The organism is Marivirga sericea (assembly GCF_900177665.1).
GTDB classification, from domain to species: Bacteria; Bacteroidota; Bacteroidia; order Cytophagales; family Cyclobacteriaceae; genus Marivirga; species Marivirga sericea.
Window position 1 is genome coordinate 334,188 of sequence record NZ_FXAW01000003.1, and the last position, 21,055, is coordinate 355,242.

14 protein-coding genes are annotated in these 21,055 nt (G+C 36.0%); all 14 read right to left on the bottom strand.

Annotated elements, in window-relative coordinates:
• Nucleotides 1-172: 172 nt before the first annotated feature.
• Nucleotides 173-1,396, bottom strand: coding sequence for a permease (locus B9Y84_RS09085; protein WP_085516769.1), 1,224 nt, complete (start codon nucleotides 1,394-1,396; stop codon nucleotides 173-175).
• 84 nt (nucleotides 1,397-1,480) lie between these two features.
• The gene (locus B9Y84_RS09090) at nucleotides 1,481-3,187 is read right to left on the bottom strand and encodes an efflux RND transporter periplasmic adaptor subunit (RefSeq protein ID WP_085516770.1); all 1,707 of its coding nucleotides are present in this window, start codon (nucleotides 3,185-3,187) and stop codon (nucleotides 1,481-1,483) included.
• A complete protein-coding gene (locus B9Y84_RS09095; RefSeq protein ID WP_085516771.1) occupies nucleotides 3,184-3,537 on the bottom strand; it encodes a four helix bundle protein in 354 nt (117 codons plus the stop codon). Before B9Y84_RS09095 ends, B9Y84_RS09090 begins: the two co-directional genes overlap by 4 nt.
• A 95-nt stretch (nucleotides 3,538-3,632) precedes the next feature.
• The gene (locus tag B9Y84_RS09100; RefSeq protein ID WP_085516772.1) at nucleotides 3,633-4,889 is read right to left on the bottom strand and encodes a TolC family protein; all 1,257 of its coding nucleotides are present in this window, start codon (nucleotides 4,887-4,889) and stop codon (nucleotides 3,633-3,635) included.
• A gap of 11 nt (nucleotides 4,890-4,900) precedes the next feature.
• Nucleotides 4,901-8,842, bottom strand: coding sequence for an efflux RND transporter permease subunit (locus B9Y84_RS09105; protein WP_085516773.1), 3,942 nt, complete (start codon nucleotides 8,840-8,842; stop codon nucleotides 4,901-4,903).
• Nucleotides 8,843-8,921: 79 nt separating this feature from the next.
• Nucleotides 8,922-9,353: an HYC_CC_PP family protein gene (locus B9Y84_RS09110; protein WP_085516774.1), complete on the bottom strand. Its 432-nt coding sequence runs from the start codon at nucleotides 9,351-9,353 to the stop codon at nucleotides 8,922-8,924.
• Nucleotides 9,354-9,428: 75 nt separating this feature from the next.
• Nucleotides 9,429-9,869 (bottom strand): peroxiredoxin, encoded by a 441-nt coding sequence (locus B9Y84_RS09115; protein WP_085516775.1) that lies wholly within the window; start codon nucleotides 9,867-9,869, stop codon nucleotides 9,429-9,431.
• 359 nt (nucleotides 9,870-10,228) lie between these two features.
• Nucleotides 10,229-13,054: a PD-(D/E)XK nuclease family protein gene (locus B9Y84_RS09120; RefSeq protein WP_085516776.1), complete on the bottom strand. Its 2,826-nt coding sequence runs from the start codon at nucleotides 13,052-13,054 to the stop codon at nucleotides 10,229-10,231.
• A gap of 443 nt (nucleotides 13,055-13,497) precedes the next feature.
• Nucleotides 13,498-16,743 carry a UvrD-helicase domain-containing protein gene (locus B9Y84_RS09125; protein ID WP_085516777.1) on the bottom strand — a complete coding sequence of 1,082 codons (3,246 nt, stop codon included), beginning with the start codon at nucleotides 16,741-16,743 and terminating at the stop codon, nucleotides 13,498-13,500.
• A gap of 348 nt (nucleotides 16,744-17,091) precedes the next feature.
• Nucleotides 17,092-17,658, bottom strand: coding sequence for a DUF502 domain-containing protein (locus B9Y84_RS09130; RefSeq protein ID WP_085516778.1), 567 nt, complete (start codon nucleotides 17,656-17,658; stop codon nucleotides 17,092-17,094).
• A gap of 89 nt (nucleotides 17,659-17,747) precedes the next feature.
• Nucleotides 17,748-18,359 (bottom strand): NADH:ubiquinone reductase (Na(+)-transporting) subunit E, encoded by a 612-nt coding sequence (gene nqrE, locus B9Y84_RS09135; RefSeq protein WP_085516779.1) that lies wholly within the window; start codon nucleotides 18,357-18,359, stop codon nucleotides 17,748-17,750.
• 19 nt (nucleotides 18,360-18,378) lie between these two features.
• Nucleotides 18,379-19,065: an NADH:ubiquinone reductase (Na(+)-transporting) subunit D gene (locus B9Y84_RS09140; RefSeq protein WP_085516780.1), complete on the bottom strand. Its 687-nt coding sequence runs from the start codon at nucleotides 19,063-19,065 to the stop codon at nucleotides 18,379-18,381.
• 18 nt (nucleotides 19,066-19,083) lie between these two features.
• Nucleotides 19,084-19,830, bottom strand: coding sequence for an NADH:ubiquinone reductase (Na(+)-transporting) subunit C (gene nqrC / locus B9Y84_RS09145; RefSeq protein WP_085516781.1), 747 nt, complete (start codon nucleotides 19,828-19,830; stop codon nucleotides 19,084-19,086).
• Nucleotides 19,817-21,010 (bottom strand): NADH:ubiquinone reductase (Na(+)-transporting) subunit B, encoded by a 1,194-nt coding sequence (locus tag B9Y84_RS09150; protein ID WP_085516782.1) that lies wholly within the window; start codon nucleotides 21,008-21,010, stop codon nucleotides 19,817-19,819. Before B9Y84_RS09150 ends, nqrC begins: the two co-directional genes overlap by 14 nt.
• Nucleotides 21,011-21,055 lie beyond the last annotated feature (45 nt).

Consider the following 21,055-nt stretch of genomic DNA (forward strand, 5'->3'; position numbering starts at 1 on the left):
TAATTAATTGAAATTATTGTTATTTCAGATCGCTTAGTCCTTGTGATGATAACAATAATCTCGCGTTCCTTCAAGTAACCGAAAAATGAATCCCATTTAGGACACCGATAAAACGGGGCGCTTTTCTTATATAACACTTATGATACTTACTCAATTTAGAATCTTAAAATCTCTAACTAATATATAAATACTGAATACCAACACCTATAAGCAACCAAAGGTAGGCTACAAATGACAAGTATTTCAAAGTCTTTTCCAATAGAGGACTTTTGGGTGCCATCTCCTTGTGGTGCATGATGTTTTTACCTTTTACAAAGCCAAAGTAGATCAAAACACCTGACACAATAAAGAAGCCGATATTCATAAAAAGGGTGTAATCAACATTAAAAAACGATTGCTCCATAATAGAAACCGAGCTAGGATCCGGTAAAATATTTAAAAAATCAAATCCGTAATGAAGACTTAAAGAAGCAACTATTAGTGACGAAAATAAAAGGAAGAGTATGAAAAAACTCATCCGCCATCCGTAATACTTAGCATTAATTCTTAATACTGGAAATACTACTAAATCACTAAAAATGAAAGCCATTACTCCCGCAAAACTCACGCCCTTGCCAAATAGCAATGCAGCCAGTGGGATATTCCCCATAGAGCCAATAAACGTTAAAAATGCCGCTACAGGTCCAATCAAAACGTGTTCTACTAGCGTAAAAAAACTAAAGGATTCTTCACCATTTCCTGTATTAATAAACAAAGTTTGAAAAAAGCTATCCGGCACGAAGGCTGCGACTATTCCTGCAATTGTAAAACCGATCGTAACGTCTTTCCATACCATTTTCCATTCCATGAAATACTGCTTTCCTACTTTAGCCCACTCCTTCTGCGATTTAATTTTATCCTTAAAGCTCACTTTTTCAACATCCTCTTCCTCTGCAGAGCCTAAATTATCTTTAGCCTTCTTAATCAATTTAGAAGGCTTAATAAGTCGGACTAAAAGCCAGCTAAAGAAAATTAGAATTATTCCCCCTACATACTCTCCTACAACAAATTGCCAACCCAGAAAAATAGAGATCACAATACCCAGTTCTATCACCAAATTGGTCGAAGACAACATAAAAGCTAAAGATGAAATAAAGCTGGCTCCCTTCTTAAAAAGGGATTTAGCAGAGGCCAAAGCTGAAAAACTGCAGGAGCTACTAATAAAACCAAAAAATGTCCCCAAAAAAACCGATTTGGCTCCGCTTCCTCCCATCGTTTTCTGCATTCTCTCTTCTGTCACAAAAACCTGGATCATACTGCTCAACGCATATCCTAAAATAAATGCCCAAAGCGCCATCCAAAAAAAACCTATCGAGGTGTTGGCGGCTTCACCCCACTTTATTAAAAAATCGTTCATAAAAATTAATTTTAGTTCATAAAATTTATCTTTTTGAAAAAACGTATTGAATTTACCTCAATACAAAAAGTCTTGCAATACAACTTAATTTATCACCTTTTCGACCTCACCGCATGTTAGCATACTGGCTCCAAAATAAGGATTCACAATTTCTTCTTCCATACTAAGCCAATCTGCACCCCGGTCATTATCAGCCATGGGGCAATGTTGTAAGTACATCTTCTGACTAGTCGGACGAAAGGTCTCCGTCATTTCAATCATCCAATCCGAAAGTGCAATAAAATTTTTACGGAGACTTTCTATATCATTATGATGATGAATATGCTCCAACACTTTTTCCATCTTTACATGATAGCCCATCCATTTCTCATGAACATCATCCTGAAATGCCTGCATATTAATTTTTTGATAAACTGATCTCAATTCTTTTGCTTTTGCAGATGCAGTTTTAAAATCATCTACAGTTAAAGCATCTTTTAAGTCAAAATACAACTCATAAAGCGGTTTAAGTTCTGCTTTAGCTTTATCAGAAATTTGCAGACTTTCTTTTTTATCTGGACTCATCATGCTTGCTTTACCAGCAAGTTGTGCTGCAGCATCGATACTAAACACACCTTGAACAGCAATCTCCTCTCCCTCTTTCAATCCGCTTTCAATCACAAAAGCATCATTTAAAGGCAATCCCAACTCGACATTGCGCATGACAAAACTCACGCCCTTATCCGTTTTCTCCTGCACATACACCACCGATTTTTTACCCGTCCACATCACGGCTGATTTAGGCACAATAACTGCCAATTCAGCTTTATTCTCATAAGTAATATTTCCCCTCACTAACATCTCAGGCTTCAATTTGCCATCAGTATTCTGAATTTCAGCTCTTGCTTTTGCTACTCTGCTTTTTGCATCAAGAGTTGGGTCAATAAAATTGATTCTCCCTGAAAACTCCTGATTTGGAAAAGAGGCTACTGTAAAAGCCACTTCACTTCCTACCTCCACAAAAGGGATGTCTTGTTCATACACATCAAAAAGAACCCAAACTCTTGAAAAATTATTGAGTTCAAACAAGCTTTGCCCTAATTTCACATAATCACCTTCTTTGACCTTTTTTTCAGTTACATAGCCTGAAAAATCTGCTCTTAATTGAAATTGCTCTTTAGGTTTGCCTGAAGCAATAATACTTTCTATTTGAGCATCCGTCAATTTCCAGTTTTTCAATTTTTCTTTAGACGCTTCAAAAAGACTTGGCTGATTTTCTTTGTCTTTGTTAGCCTGCAACAATTCCTCTTGAGCTGTTAATAATTCAGGAGAATAAAGAAGTGCTACCACTTGCCCTTTTCGCACATACTCACCTTCGTAATTTACTTTTAAATCTTCTATCCTTCCCGCGAAATGTGCGACTTGTGAATATTTTAATCGCTCATCGGCTTGAATCTTGGCAGTCAGTCGAATATCCTTTTCAACAGCATTTCGCTCAACGATTGTTGTGCTCACCTGAGCCAACTCCATAGCAGTAGCAGACATGCTGACGGCCTCTGGATCAAGAACCGATCCGTCTGCTTTATTTACTGGAATTAAATCCATCCCGCAAATTGGGCAATCACCCGCTTCGTTTTGTCTCACAGAGGGGTGCATCGAGCAGGTCCAGACTTCAGGTGAGGATTTTTCGATTTGCTGATTATTCGATGTGCTGGTTTCTTGATCTGATGATGAGCTGATGAGGTAGCCAATAACAACACCTAGCACTAAACTTATCAGAATTGTAATGATTACAGATTTATTGATTTTCATGATTTCAATTTTTTGCTAGTGGAAATAATCTTTGTCAGTAACTTTTGAATAGAAAGTAACATTGCTTTCATTTCAATATTCGGATTTGGATATTTTTCTGCTTTTTCGCAGAGCAACAACCAATAATCAGTTTCTTCAGCTTCTTTATGTGAAATTTTTAATTTATGGATAAAGTCTGCCCTACTCTCACAACTTTGAGCTTCTCTTATATTTGCGCCTATACTTGTACCCGCTTTCAATAATTGTCTTGCAATAACATATTTTCTTCTCTCCTCAAGTAATTCTGAATAGTTTATAATCTGTAATGCAAATTCAAAACTTAGTTCTAATACTTCATTTCTTTTTTCCATAATTAATCCTTTATAAATCAAGCATTATATTTAAATGGACCTTACCGATACAGAACAGTTTAATCATCAACACATCAGCATATTGAAACATCATCTCATCTATTTATTAAATAATTATACTTTTCTATTTTAATATTAAATTCAGCTTCAGCTGTTGCTTTTAGCTTTCGATACTTTAGAAACTGCTGTTGTATGCGCAGCACTTCTTCAAAATCAGTACCTGATGCCGAATACGTTTTCCAAAGAATTTCTAAAGTGCTTTCTGTTTTTTTGACTTGGCGCTCATACAAATTCATTAATTCAAGCTGTTTCTTGATCTCAAAAAGAGTAGTTTCATAATCTGTATCTAACTGATTTTTTAGATTTTGCTTTTGCAACTCAAAGCTTTCCTGCATGAGCTGAGCTTCTTTTTTTTGAGCAGTATATTTCTTTCTAAAAATGGGCAAACTAATGCTGACCATTGGCATCAAAATATCTTTACCGTTGTCAGCCAAATCCATATCCTGTCTTTCTCCTACTATCACATAATCTAAACCAAGCCCAATCTTTGGTAAGCCTTGTTTCTGAGCTAAGCTTTCATTTGCTTCAGCTGCCTGCTTTTTATATTCCAGCATTTGAATCAAGGGGTGAAAATCAAATAATGAGTCTTTAACTAAGGAAGGCTCAAAATCAATTGCATTTAAGGTCTCGGGAATCTCTACTTCAACTTCTTTGTTGATGACATTTTGAAATGCCGTAATTAGTGGTTTTTCTTTCTGTTCCAGTATTTCAAGATTTGTCTTAGCGTCTTCCATCATAATATCTACTCTGAGCACATCTACCATCGTGCCTTTTGAGCTACTGAATTTTCGTTCAGCTAATGATTTATATGAATTGAGAATTTCAATATTCTCTTTTTCTATTTGCTGTAGTTTTCGCAGTTCATATAATGGGTAGTAAGCGGAAGCCACTTCCCAATACAATTTGTTGCGTACGTTCAGAAAAGACTGAAATTTAGATTCTGCTTCTAAGGCAACCACATTTTCCTGTGATTTCAGCGTACCAAACCAGGGGAACATTTGCGTTAAGCTAAAGCGTGCCAGTTGTGGTCCCACCCGAGTCTCCACAGGAGATACAAAATATCCGATGGATAAGTTAGGCTCTGATAGAGAAGATGCTTGAGGCAGCTTCTGTAGTGCTGCTTCGTAAGCTTTATATTCAGCCTGCAATTTAGGATTGTTTTCTACTGCGATTTTGAAAAAAGAATCTAGCCTATTCGTGCTATCCTGACCAATTGCGGAAAACGATAGCAATTGCAAAAAACAAGTCGATAGAAGTATACTGAAATATTTTAAAATATATAGATGTCTCATTTTTGCTTACTTTAAAGTTCTTTCTTTTGGGATTTTTTTATTTTAATTTCCTCCTTTAATGCATAAAGCACTGGTATCAAAAAGTATGTTAAAGATGCCATTAACATTCCACCAAAAGCCGGAATTGCCATCGGAACCATGATATCAGAACCTTTGCCAGTTGAGGTTAGAATGGGCAGCAAAGCGATAATGGTAGTCGTTGAAGTCATCACAGCAGGTTTAATCCGCTTTTCACCTGCTTCTATCACCGCCTGTTTAATCCCCTTGATATTATCTGTTTTGTTTTTATCAAAACTTTGATCCAAGTAAGTCGCCATTACCACGCCATCATCTGTAGCAATTCCAAACAGTGCAATAAATCCTACCCAAACTGCTACACTCAAATTAACCGTGCTGATTTGGAACAATGACCTGAAATCGATATCAAACCATTCAAAATTGAAAAACCAATCTTGCCCATAAAGCCAAAGCATGATAAATCCTCCACTGAATGCTAAAGCAATTCCCGAAAACACCATGAGGCTAGTCAGAACTGATTTAAACTGAAAATAAAGTATCAGAAAAATAACAAGCAGAACAATCGGCACAATTATAGATAACCTCTTCTCGGCACGCACTTGATTTTCATAGCTTCCAGAGAATTTATAATTGACACCTTTGGGTACTGTTAATTCGCCCGAATCAATTTTCTCTTGAATCAAATTGCGGGAATCCTCCACAGCCGTCACTTCAGCAAAACCATCCTTCTTATCAAATAAAACATATCCAACCAGAAAGGTATTTTCACTTTTTATCGCCTGCGGACCTCGTTCATACTCAATATCTAAAATTTGTCCTAGTGGTATCTGAGCCCCAGTTGAAGTAGAAATCAACATTCGAGAAAGTTCCTCTGGATTTGCCCGTAGCTCTCTTGGATATCTCACTCTTACAGGAAAACGCTCTCTGCCTTCCACTGTGTTGGTAATGGTCATTCCTCCTATAGCCGTTCCGATAAATTGTTGAACATCTTCTATCGTTAGGCCATAGCGAGCAATTTCTTCTCGATTAATGTCCAAGAGCATATAAGGCTTCCCAACAATTCTGTCCGCAAAAACTGCTTCTGATTTAACAGAAGGCACCTCTTTCAGAATATTCTCCAACTGCAATGAAAAAAATTCGATGGTTCTTAATTCAGGTCCAAAAACCTTGATACCCATTGGCGCACGCATACCGGTTTGAAGCATTACCAGTCGCGTTTCAATAGGTTGAAGCTTGGGAGCTGATGTCACTCCCGGGATTTTAGTAACCTGAGCAATTTCATCCCATATATCATCCGGACTCTTGATATGCTGTCTCCAGTTTCGGAAATATTGCCCGTCAGAATCGGGGATTAGATAACTTTCGAATTCCCCTCCAATTTGTTTTGCAATTTTATCCTCCAACTCTTTTTCAAAGACTTTTCCATCTCCATCGGTAAAATTTCTTTCCTTAGGATCAAAAAATATTTTCACTTCACTTTCCTCTGAACTTAAACCCAGTCCTGCTAATTTATCAGCAGTGTTGATGTGAAATTCATCACTTGAATTGACTTTGAATCTTTGCCTTTTTCCTTTCTGATTCAAAATGTATTCAGGCTTATAATTAATAACATTCTCAAACATGGAAACTGGCGCGGGGTCAAGAGCAGATTCCACCCTTCCCAACTTACCGACCGTAAGTTCAACTTCTGGAATATTGGTCAACATCATATCAAGCTGACCTAAGACTTCTCTGTTATATTCTACTCCAGAATGAGGCATTGAAGTCGGCATCAACAAAAAGCTCCCTTCATCTAAAGAAGGCATAAATTCCTCTCCTATTCCTGGAAAGGTCTCAGTTATAGATGTCCAGCCGCTTGTTTCACTTACATCCCAACCTACTTTCTCAAAACCTGAAGCTATAAATCCAAAAACAGTGCTAAAGCCTAACCAGATTACAATTCCTAAGAGAATAAAAAAGCTTGGAATGGCGAGGAAAGTCTTTTTATTATCTAAACAGAGACCTAAAATATTTTTATAATAGGTTTCAATTAAAATAAATAAAGACAAAATAATACCGACAACCACTGCTACAAAAATGAAATTGCTGATGAGCGACTTAGCAGGCCCCAGTGGCAGCCAGTACTTGGCCAGCAGCCATAAAACGGCAAATGTTGCGATGATTAAATCGGAGTGTTTTAAAATCCACTTAAGGAAATTAGGTGACTGAATCTCCTTTTTTACTACTATTTGATTTACTAATCCAAATAATCCGAAAAGCAGTACTACTACTCCTGCCCACGTATAGCTGAATATCAAACCTATTAATCCTACTAAAATCAAAGCAGGATTTGCGAATTTCTTCAACCACTTATTCTCAATCTTAAATCCAAAGAAAACATGAGCCAATGCTGGCAAGATTAATAAGCTTACGACCAATGCTGCCACTAAGGCAAAAGTCTTGGTAAAAGCCAAAGGACTGAATAATTTACCTTCCGCTGCTTGAAGGGTAAATACTGGAATAAAGCTGACAATGGTGGTAGAAACTGCTGTTAATATAGCACCTGAAACTTCTGACGCACCATTATAAATGGTATCAATTAGTTTTTGGTCTTTGGGGGCATCATCCAGATGTTTGATAACATTTTCCGTGAGGATAATACCCAAGTCGACCATGGTACCAATAGCAATAGCAATACCCGAAAGTGCAACGATATTAGCATCCACTCCAAAATAGCGCATAGCTATGAAAACCATTAATACGGCTATGGGTAATAATGAAGAAATCAAAATAGAGGCACGCAACCGGTAAACCATGATGGTAATCACCAAAATGGAAATCAAGATTTGCAAGGTCAGTGCATCTTCAAGCGTTCCTAGTGTTTCATAAATCAGTTCGGACCGGTCATAAAATGGGACGATAGTCAATTTACTAATTCTTCCATCAGACAAGGTCTTAGTAGGCAAACCAGGCGAAATTTCATCAATTTTATCTTTTACGTTATTGATTACTTGCAAAGGATTAGCACCATACCGGGCTACTACAACACCCCCTACTACTTCTGCACCGTCTTTATCCAGAATACCCCTTCGACTTGCTGGACCTATTGAAACTTTTGCAATATCTTTAATTCGGATGGGAGTATTATCGACCACAGCTACCACTGCAGCTTCTATATCTTCTATATTTTCAATATAGCCCAATCCCCTCACCAGATATTCCGCCTGATTGATTTCAATGGTTTTTGCCCCTACGTCACGATTGGAATTCTTGACAGCACTCATCACTTTCGTAAGCGAAATATTATAAGCTCTTAGTGCATCAGGGTCGACATCTACTTGATATTCTTTCACAAAGCCACCGATTGAAGAAACCTCTGAAACATCTTCAGCAGCATTTAAACCATATTTTACATAAAAATCTTGAACTGTACGAATTTCATGCAAATCCCATCCACCAGTAGGGTTTCCATCTTCATCCCTACCTTCAATGGTATACCAATATACCTGACCTAAAGAAGTAGCATCAGGCCCGAGCGTAGGCTGAACAGCTTCCGGTAAAAGACCGCTAGGAATTGAATTCAATTTCTCTAGAATTCTGGAACGAGTCCAATAAAATTCTTTACTCTCATCAAAAATGAGATAGATGCTCGAAAACCCAAAAATGGATGAACTTCTGATGGTCTTCACGCCGGGAATTCCCAACAAATAAGTAGTCAAAGGATATGAAATTTGGTCTTCTATATCCTGAGGAGAACGACCAGGCCATTCGGTGAATACGATTTGTTGATTTTCGCCATAATTGGGAATAGCATCAACAGGAACCGGGTCTGAAGGCAGCATATTTACATTCCAACCGAAAGGCGCCACTACAATACCCCATGCTACTAATACAGTTAAGAGTAAAAAAGTGACTAACTTATTATATAAGAAAAATTTGATGATTCGATTTAACATAAAAAACCATTGATTTAAACACAGAAATAGTAATCGAGGGAAGTATTCCTTCGATCAATCGTTTAAAACAATGGTAGTATTAAATCAAAAAGCTTTGGTACAGTACTTGTAGTGGTGCTTTATAGAGTGGGGGGCTATCAAATATCTGAATTGTTGACTGCGCCTGAGATTCTAATGGATTGGAAAATAAGTAATTTACCAAAACATATATTACAGAAACGAAAGAAGATCCTGTTTTTAAAATAGAGTTACTTTCTTTTTGTTGCTGAGCATCATCAACCGATACTTTTTGAGTTTCTGTTTTACAGCAATCTGCTTTGTCTGTTTCATGCTTATGGCAAGGAGGCATTTCTTTATCCTTTGCATGATGAGTGCAGTGTTTATCCTTTTCCGCAAAGGCTACTTCCTGAAGTACGTCACCACAATAATGTTTATACATTACTGCACCAAGACTGGTACTGAGTATCAGTACAGAAAGCAGAATATCTAATATGGATTTTTGTTTAAACACAATTTTCAGTTACGTTCGTAAATTTAAAAGGTTTTATCGGGAATAAAAAAATATAATCTATTGAATAGCAACAATCTACATTTTATTGATCATCTGCTTTACATGTTGATCAGCTGTAAACATATTTTCATATACCGCTTTAATTCTCTGTTCCTTATCCATCAAATAGGTGATCCTTCTGTTCATCCCAATAACAGGAATGGTAGCTTTATATAGTTTCGCCACTTTTCCTTTTGGGTCACTCAATAATTCAAATGGTAATTTATTCTCTTTTTTGAATTTCTGATGAGATGAAATGGTATCCTGACTAATACCGACCACCTTCACATTCAAATCTCTAAACTCTGAAAAAGCATCTCTAAATTCGCAAACCTCGGCTGTACAAACTTTGGTAAAATTTTTTGGATAGAAAAATAAGATAATCGGTTCACCAGATTGTTCTGTTAATTTAAAAGTATCTCCGGAAGTAGATGCTAATTCAAAATTCGGTGCTTGTTGTTGTTCTTTTAATGGCATAATAAACTTTTTATATCTACTTCAAACTATTTCAAGGGTAAATGGTTATACGGCAAAGTTATTTTAGATAATAATTTAGTTTTCATGTTCAATTAGGTTTGGCAACACGTTGAGAGACGTGTTGTTTTTTTTATGACCAATTTAATGGAGCATTAGATTTTTTGTCTAAATGATAAATGAATTATAAATTCGTATTCAATTGCGTTATGACTTTTTGAATCATTCTTTTTTTCTTTTGTCTTGAAGCTAAAGAAACAATAATTCAAGCCTTCATATATTTCTGACGCTATTGAGAATAAGTACCGATTCTACTAATAGATTACAGTATTGTCACTAAATCTATTATAAAACAGGCTTTTTTAGCGATTGCAAATTGTTTTGTAAGGACAATAGGTACATTTCTCCAACTTATCCGTTTGATTGAACGCTTGGTCGCTAATAAAGATTTCAGACAAAATCTCCTTTAAGCCCTTTTCAAAATCCTCCATTAATATTTCCGCATTATTTAACTCTTTACCAGCCAACTTCAATTTCTCCGAAAAGTCAGACTTGAATAAACCCTTACCATTATAAAGTCCCGGTACCACATTTTTCACCCCATCGTATTCTTGATTTTTAATGAAAAGGTAAGAATATATAAGTGTTTGCATGGCAGCACCATTTCTTTTATTATCGTCTCGATCAAATAGACTTTCAACATCTGGAAATTTTACTTCATCACCACCAGATTTATAATCTATTACGCGAACACTATCCTCTTTCTCATCCAATCTATCGATTGAGCCTTGCAAACGGATCTTATCACCATTTTCCAATGGAACAGCATATCCATATTCTCCTTCTACCTTTTTCACAGTGAATGGGGCCATTTTTGCATCATAATTCAAAATTTGAACTACCATTCGCTTTACTACATCTCTTATTATGATATTTCTACCTTCAAATTCAAAGGCCGATATATTATTTTTCTTACCATAAAGCTCAGCAAATTCTTCTATAATTAGATGGTCTATATTTTTCTTCAAAAGATAAATTCTGTTAACGTCTAAAACTTCTCCCAGAACCACTCCATATAATTTTTCCATTACATGGTGAAGGATATTCCCAAAGTCAGCCGCATCTAAATCTTCGCTTACCTCATCTCTTTCTTTCAAACCCGCTATGTAACGGAAATAAAATTGTAATCTACAATCCAAGTAAATCTTTAAAGCAGAAGCTGACAGAAATTTATCTGCATTGTATGATTTTAAAACCGCTCGAATTGCTTTATTTTTTTCAATCGTGATGGGAACTGGAGAAGCCGCTTGAGGATCTTGGTTTAGTCTTTGCAATTCCACTTTTTGTGACTGAATGCCCAATTCATATTGTAATTGCAAAAGGTAGCGGCTTGGTTCACCTCCTTTTCCTCCGCTATTATCACTATTATACATCAAATGTATTTGCTGACTGCGTTGCAGAAGCCGATTGAACAAATAGGCATAAATAGCATCTCTCTGCTCTAAAGTTGGCAAGCCATAAGCCTTTCTAATATTATAGGGTATAAATGATTGATTATTTGCGCCACCAGGAAAATTGTCTTCACTTATACTCAAAAAATAGATATGCTCAAAATCCAAATTCCGTGACTCCAGCACTCCCATAATCTGTATTCCTTCCAAAGGTTCCCCTGAAAATGGCACTCTGATAGATTGAACAATTCGATTAAATAATCGAATAAAAGCATTGTTATCCAATTGCAATTTGAACTCACTCACAATTTGCTCAAGCTGATCGATTTGCTTATAAATTTCCGCTATAAATTCCTGTTCGGTAGATTCAATTTGCTCGCTATGAACATACTGTAGAATAGTTTTTAAGTAGTGAAAATAATTAGCAGAACCATCTTTGAAAACAATATCTAATAATTGATTTTGCATTTCATTCTCGAAATACAAATCCTTCAACTCCAACCTAATGATATTATTCGTGTCAATCTGTTGAATTTTATTTTTCACCTCTTCCCCTAATATGTTTCCCACAAAAGGATGTTTTAATATTCTTAATACATCTCTATGATTGAAGCTTAGCTTATTTGCTTCCTCTCTTTTATTCTTTTGAAGGTATAGGCAGATATTCATCAATTGATAAATCGAGGCGAACCTCAGTGGATAACCCATCGTCACATTGACCTTATGAATTGATTCAGGAAGCGCATACAGTACCGGGAAAAGTAAGCTCTCATCCCCTAAAATAATGGCCGTTTTTTCTGGCTGTTCTAATGCTTGTTGGGAAAGGAGTTGACCTAAAAATTTTGCTTGTGCAATATTCCCCTTTATCTCTGTTATCTTAATTTCAGGGGTTTTTTCTAAAATTCTATTGGGCATCTTTGGTGGAAAGGTCTTACCTAAAACAGAATGTTTTGCATATTCCCGAAAGAAATTACCGGCTTCCTGCATACTATTTTCAGGAGATGCATAATAGGCGTCCATATCCCAGTAGACTTCCGCGCCTTCTTTTACCGCTTCCGATATAATGATTTCCTCTGTTTTGGTTAAGGCATTAAAGCCTGCAAAAATCAATTGGCTAGAGATTTTGGCTTGTCCAGACTTCAATTTATCAGCATAATCTCTGTATAACATGCCATTATAGGCTTGCTTTTCAGCTTTTAATTTCTTCCTGAAATCCTGATACACTGGATAAAGGATATTCCAATTCCGGGAAAATTTTTCTTGTGCATCTTTGGGCTTAGCTTCAAAGCTTTTCCAAAATTTTTCAATTAATTGAAGTTGTTCTTCGCTTAAGAAATCAGTGTCCGCAAGCTTTTTCCATTCCAACAAATTGGCAAATAGAGGTCGAGCATCTGCCATATAATGATCTACGTCATTGAAATCTTTCACAAGCATATCACCCCAAAAATAAAACTGCTCAAAATCTTCTTTAAAAGGGGCATGCTTTTGAAATACTTCATGTAAGGAAAAAACTAAACTCAATTGGTCTGGCACAGCAAAATCACTTTTCTGGCGTACAAAATCCTCGATTGCCATGGTTTCTGGAGCCCAAATGGGTTGGTCTATGAGCTTTCGAAGTGCATGGTTAAAGAATAATCCAGCCCTTCTATTCGGAAAAATGACGGAGTAGCTAGAAATGTCTTTTCCTAATTTGTTAAATAGTGATTGGGCTAGTTCTTCTAAGAATGTGTTTTGCATAATCTATTTATTGAGATAATCTAAGAAGTGATGTTTTAGCATTTAAAGCAAATACTGCGCAAGTAGATGTCGCCAATGCTTTTGTTCTGGGCAACTTGAAAATATTTAAAATCAAAAAAATCGTAAATCAGATTAATCTTATTGTGTTAATTTATCATTATCAGTCAAAACTACCAATACATTCTTTTTACTTGATTAAAAAGAACCAAAAAATCAAGAAAGTTTAATACTGATCCCCTCTAGTCCTTCGCTGGCTTGTCTGCACAAGCAGGCCCGCTAAACTTTCCTCCCTCCCACTTTTCCGAGTTCCTCGGAATTGGTCGCGTTAATTCTTTGATAACCATACAGCTTGATTTCAATTATCTACTTTCCTATCAGTTCTCAAACACAAGCATACCATTCTACAGCAGCAAAGAACTGAAAAGAATTTATGATATATGTTATTAAACTTCAATAATCTCCAATGGATTAAGATAAGCAATGTGGGCTGTCACTTTCTCATAACCCATTTTCTTTAAAGTATTTCTGTAAAAGCTGACTTGTTTATGATCCTGATCTGATTTCAAACCTGTTTTAAAATCTAAGATCTTGGCTTCGTGCCCATTAATTAATACTCGGTCTAATCGAATTAGGGAGCCATCTTCTAAAAGGACAGGAACTTCCGTTTTAACCTGCCAATCTGTTTCAAACCAAGGCAATAAAATACTGTCTTTTTCAAGATTGTCCTTCACCAATTTCTGAATAGCCTCAAAATCCTCCTTATTCAACATTTTCTCTGTCTTGACCTTTTCCAAAATCTCAGGAAGCTCTTGTAAATCATTTAATTTAGAAAATATATCATGCACATAAATCCCTAAATCTGTTTTAGATAAACCAGCATCTTGAGCCAATAAAGTAGATGAATGCTTAATCTTCAACTTATCATGCCAATTGTGACTTTCATAATAAGTCAGATTAACCGAACTAACAGGAAAAGATTCTGAGCTGACTTCTTTCTCTTTAGCCATTAAAGCAAAATCAGCTTCACTTCCCACAATCAACTTCATATCTGCTTCTTCCCATTGATCCTGCTCTTCAGCAAATTTCAAAAGTAGTTTCGAAATATAACCTGATTTAGCCTTTGCGTGAGAATTAAAGAAAAGGGCATCCCCAGCCCTTGTCATAGCCACATACATCAAATTTAAATTATCTAGATAACTCCTCACTTCCTCTTCCCAATAGGAAAGGGCAAAATCGGATTCTTTCAATGATGATGAATGTTTAATGGGCAGATATGGGATTTCAGAAAACTGGGTTCCTGTTGTTTTTACCCAAAGCGTTGGGGCCATCAATGGATTGGGACTTAAAGTCCAGTCAAGAAGCGGAATCATACAAATCTTAAACTCTAAGCCTTTTGATTTATGGATGGTCATCAATCTTGCTGAGTTTTCATCAGATTGTAATTTAATAGCATAAGAATGACTGTTTTCTTCCCACCATTCCATAAAATCAGGTATTCCTCCTTTATTTCCAAAGTCCAATAAAACATCCTGAAAGGCAGAGAGGTAGGCTTTTTCTTTTTTAATTTTCTTTAGCTGAAAGAGTTGAATTAATTGCTCACTCATTTCTAACAAACTCAAACTCATCAAATCTTTTTGGGAAGCTAAAAATTCAACTGGTAAAAAATCATCTGTACTGTTAAGCTTTACAATATCATGAATGAGTGATTCATCATTCTGAATTATTTTTTGGTAGTAGAATTTAATTTGAGAAAGGGCTATTTTATCTTCGGTATAGAGGTGTTGAAAACAGTTCAATAAGAAATTGACGATATGGGCACTCGATAGCAGCAAAGTCTCATCTGAAATGATGCTGTATTTATATTTCTGCAGCTTATGAGGATTACGGTTTTTATAATGCTCCAAGAAATCCTGTATTTCCATACCCTCTTTCTTTTTCCTGACTAAAATACCAACATCATTTAATTTTAAACCTGCATCTTGTAATCGTTCCAAATCTTGTACAAATTTTTCCAAAGCCTTAGTCTGCCAGCTAATTTTTTCGCCATCCTCATTTTCCTCTTGCTCAAAAAATTGAAGCTCTACAAATCCTTGATACGGATATTCTTTTTTCTTCTCTTGTACCACCTCCTTGTAGGCATCAGGAAGGTCTTGTAAAAGATACTCGACTTCTTGTGTGAAAGCATTAGAATCTTTATTCAATGCATTTGACTTCACCAAATTAGGCATAGCAGTGAATAGCTTATTATTAAAATCAATCACATTGGGTTTACTTCGAAAATTATGGCTTAATGCCTCTTCTTGATAAAAAGCAGGTGAAATATCTTCCTTTAATCCTTTTAGTAGTAATCTCCAATCACCTCCTCTCCAACGATAAATGGACTGTTTCACATCTCCCACCACCAAATTTTCATTTCCTTCAGCTAGAGAGTTTTCAATTAATGGCTTAAAATTTTGCCACTGTAAGGTAGAAGTATCCTGAAATTCATCAATTAGGAAATTATCATAAAAACTACCCATTTTTTCGTAAACAAAGGGACTTTCAGCTGGATCGGTTCCAATGATTTCATTTAAAAATTGAGTAGTATCAGACAGAAATTGGATACCCTCTTCCTTTTTATACTCTTGCATTCTTTGGTTAAACTGCTGGGTAATTCCTATTAAATAGATGTTCTTAAGGATATTCTCAGCAGAGCGGTATTGGCCTATATTCTTCTTAATGTAATCAATCACCTCTTGAAAATGATCCATCAAGCCAGCAGAAGCTGTTTGAAAAATCAGATCTTTCTTTTTCGAGGATTTTGAAGCTAAGGATTCACCGTCTGTTTCTATAGCAGTTTTTACTCTGCCTTTTACTAAATCAGTTAAATCATAATTTCTGGAATCTTTGTTGATCTTATTAAAAAAATTGATAGCCCCTGAATATCCATAACTAAAATCTGTAATTACCAATCCATTTGCCTCAATCAGCTGAAAAGCTTTTTTACTAATTCCATCCAAGGCATTTTCAAATTGAGCAATAATTTTGTTCAATTTGTCCTTAAAGGATTTTAGTTTTTCATAATTGCTGATTTCTTTATTGAGAGCCCTTTCTATCACCTTAAAATCATCCTTCATCAACTCCTCCGTAAAAGATAGAATATCTCTTCTTATATCCCATTTCCCCTTCTCTTCAAGTTTATTAATGGAGAAATCTATCACCCAATTTTTTAAGGCTGTATGCTTTGGATCGCTTATGTCTTCCATTAATAAATCTAAAACGGACTGCCTGACTTCATCTGTATTCAAAAGGAGCTCACCATCTCCTTGAATACTTAGCTCTCTAGCAAATGAACGCATTACATTTTGAAAGAAACGATCAATGGTTTGAACTGAAAACCTACTGTAGTTATGAAGGATCGAAATCAATAAATCTTTTGACTTACTTTTTAACTCATCATCTGAAAAATTCAATAATTCTTTTAGCTGCTGCGCCATTGCGCCAGAAGTATCTTCAGAAAATTCAAACAGATTCTGAATAATCCTCTCTTTCATTTCCTGGGTTGCCTTATTGGTGAAGGTAACAGCTAAAATTTTCTTGAAGTGATCGGGATTGTGAAAAGCTAATTTGAGATATTCTTTGGTAAGAGTAAAGGTTTTGCCACTACCAGCAGATGATTTATAAACTACAAACAGGTTTCCTTTGTGCATAAAGGAAAATTACGGGAAGTGCTAGTAAATTAAAAGGACTTAGTTCAATAAATTTACCACAATCACGGTACATGCGACAACACATTCAATACAGATGATCACGGCAGAAACAATATCGCCCAAAGAACTGGAATTTATCAATGATTTATATCTCGCTTTTACGTTCAAAACTTCTCCCCTAGTCATGCAATAAACTTACTTTAAAACAAATATAATAACATACATGACTCAAAAAAAAGAAGCCTATGCATTTATGTTTGTTTTACTACAATATTTAAATATTATATACCATTTATTATATATCGTATAGTAAATAGCGAAATTTATGACCCTATTAATCGCTTTTTATTACATCTCTTCAATACCGCTAACTCCTCCCGAAACGATGAATTTCATGGCATCAGTACTGTTGACATCCCACGGATGTACCAACTCATTTTTCACTACCAAAATATTTCCAGAAAAATTGTATGAATGTGGCATATACACCGAACAAAAACCCTCCATATTCACCTTACTTAAATCAGTACGTGTAATAAAACCTGGTTTAAAAATCTTCCCCGCCTCATCAAACTGAACCATGATCGGTTCATTAAATTTTTTCTTGTCCCCTACAAATGCCCCAACTAAATCTTTGATCGAGTTATAAATCAAGCTGAGCAAAGGTATTTTCTTAATCACCTGCTCGAACATCTCGAAAAAAGGCTTCATAAAATAAGTACTACCTAAATACCCCACCCCTACTATTGCTGAAATCAGAATTAAGATCCCTAGACCAGGAACATTGACAGGAAGCAATCCGTCCAGCCAATTAAAAACAGCTTGTATGACTAAAATTGTAAATGCAATGGGTGCTACAAACAATAATCCTCTGAAAAAATAACTGGCAATCTTAGTAAATATCTTCTGTCGCATATTTGTAAATAAAAGTCTTGAAATTATATAACGAAAAAAGCCTTGATGAAGTCCATCAAGGCTTGAGAAATATCAAATAAAAGCTTCTGCTAAATTGAAATACCCATAAAAGACATAAAGGCAATACCCATTAAACCTGTAATCAACATGGTTATACCTAACCCTTTCAATCCATCAGGAACGTTAGAATATTTCAACCTCTCACGAATAGCTGCTAAAGCAATAATTGCTAAGAACCATCCGATCCCTGAAGAGAATCCATAAACAGCAGATTCAGCCAATCCATAGTCTCTTTGATCCATGAATAATGAAGAACCTAAAATTGCACAGTTTACAGCAATTAGAGGCAAGAAAATTCCCAAAGAACCATATAAAGCTGGAGACGTTTTTTCAATCACCATCTCTACCAATTGTACCATAGAGGCAATAACAGCTATATACATAATAAAGCTTAAGAAGCTTAAATCCACAGTAGCTAAATCCTTACTAATCCACGAAAGAGCTCCTTCATTCAAGATGAATTCACTTAAAAGCCAGTTCGTTGGTACTGTGATTGTCAAAACAAACACAACGGCTAATCCTAAACCGAAAGCAGTGCTAACTTTTTTAGAAACCGCTAAAAAAGAACACATACCCAAGAAATAGGCGAAAACCATGTTCTCTATAAAAATTGATTTTATTCCTAAGTTAATTAAATCCATTGTCAAAAAATTTTAGCGATTAATTTTCTACGTATCCTGTTTTGTTCCTCTGCACCCAAATAATGAGTCCCAATATAAAGAAGGCACCTACGGGGGTTACCATAATACCATTTGCTTGGTAGTCCATTCCTACCCATCCATCAGATGAGAATCCGATTGCTTCAAACACTTCAAATCCGAAAATCGCACCTGAACCGAAAAGCTCTCTAAAAAAAGCAACAGCTAGTATTATCCACGCATAACCTAACCCACTCCCTAATCCATCAAGAATTGAATCATAAGGTTTATTCGCTAAAGCAAAAGCTTCCAAACGTCCCATGATGATACAGTTTGTAATGATCAAACCCACGAATACACTTAGTTCCTTATACATATCATAAGCGAACGCTTGCAGCACTTCGTTTACCAAAGTCACCAATGTGGCAATCACGGCCAACTGCACAATAATTCTAACTCTGTTAGGTATCAATTTCCTTATTAAAGAAATAGTTAAGTTTGAAAAAACTATTACAAAAATTACTGCAATTGACATCACCATGGTAGGCTTCATTTGCGTAGTTACTGCAAGAGCAGAACAAATACCCAAAACCTGAATGGTGATTGGATTGTCGTCATTTAATGGATCGGAAACAATTTTCTTCCTCCTTTTGGAAAGAAGTGCTTCTGATTCTTTCTTAACCGGTTTATCTACAGTTTCTGTACTCATATCTCTAATTTCTTTAAATTATAAGGTGGCAGTAGCTCCTTTTTTGTTAAAATATGACTGGTAATGTTTAAAGTAATTTTTCAACATAGCATTTAAGCCATTTCCTGTAATGGTTGCTCCAGACATTCCGTCTACATGGTGCTCATCCAATTTACTTTCAGGATTACTTTCACCCTTCAACATTTGTACTGATACCAATTCACCTTGATCATTATACAATTTCTTACCTTGAAATCTTGCTTGCACTTCATCCTCAGTAATTCTTGCACCTAAACCTGGCGTTTCACCTGCATGAGCAAATACTGCACCTTTGATGGTCTTGCCTTCTGTGTCTAGTGCGATATAACCCCATATATTATCCCATAAACCGTTACCGTACACTGGAAGGATATAAGATTCAATTTCTTCTCCACCTTCTTTACCGTAAAATTTAAACACAGGATAAAGTCTTTCTTCAGGATCTTTATCAAATTGCTTTTCAACATTAACATCCTCAGCTACAATTTTATTTCCTTCGCTATCTTCAGCAACAGTGTTACCGGAGTAATCCACCACTTCTGACTTTATTGCTTTAGAATAAGTTTCAATCACATCCATTTCAGGCGTGACTTCAACTACTGCACCCAAAATTTGCTTTTTGGTGTCCAACTCTATCGACTTTTGCTGAATAGGCCCTAGCCCTTCAGAAGTAGCTGCCAATAGTCCGCCCAATACAACAGTAAGAATGACGGAAAACAAGATTACATAATAATTAGACTGTCGCACGTTTTAACCTCCTATTTTTATTTGATTCAACAACATAATGATCGATTAATGGAGCAAACACATTCATTAAAAGAATGGCTAGCATGATTCCCTCAGGATAAGCAGGGTTAAAAACTCTGATAATAACCGTCAATATCCCAATTAAAAATCCATATATCCATTTACCAGTTTCTGTATGAGCAGCTGATACAGGATCGGTTGCCATAAAAACTGCACCGAAGGCCAAGCCGCCTATCACTAAATGATAATGAGCTGGCATATCCATGAACGCATTGTAACCAATAGCGTTAAATCCTAACCCCATTAGCCAAGCACCAGCGAAAACACTGAATATAATTTTCCAACTTCCCACTCCAGTTACTATTAGGATTAATGCACCTATTAGTACCATCAAAGTTGAAGTTTCACCAATTGAACCTGGTATTGCTCCTAAAAACATGTTTTTAAATGTGTACATTCCTTCAGCCCAATAGCTTGAAAAAGAACTCATTACAGTTCCGGTACCATTCAAGGCAGTATCATAAGCAACCGCTAAAGCAGTTGCTCCAGAATAACCATCCACAGCTGTTGCATCACCTAAATAGGTCCAAACCTCACCTGAAATATCAGTCGGATAAGCAAAATATAAGAATGCTCTGGCAGTCAATGCTACATTTAGTACATTCATCCCAGTTCCACCGAACACTTCCTTCGCAATAATCACTGCGAAAACTGTAGCTAAAGCCACTTGCCATAGTGGAATATTAGGAGGCATAATTAATGCAATTAACATACCCGTTACCAAGTATCCTTCATTGATAGGATGGTTCCGAATTACACAAATTGTAAATTCAGTACTAAGTCCCACTGCATAAGAAACAATTACGATTGGAATTGCCTGAATAGCGCCAACCCCAATTTTTTGGATAAAAGTAGCAGTTTCGCCTAAAGCTAGGAAATGCTGATGACCAATATTCCAGATACCAAACAATAAGCAAGGGATCATGGCGATCACTACTGTAATCATGGTTCTCTTTAAATCATTTGCATCTTTTATTTGGGCTCCTTTTTTCCCTGTAACTAGCTTAGGTCTGAAAAGGATTGTACGATGACCTTCATACAACGTATAGTACTTCTCGTATTTGCCGCCTTTTTCAAAAAGAGGCTCCACTTTATCGAAGAATTTTTGTATTGGATTCATATTTTATAGTATGATTATATTAACTGATATTAATCTCAAGGATTA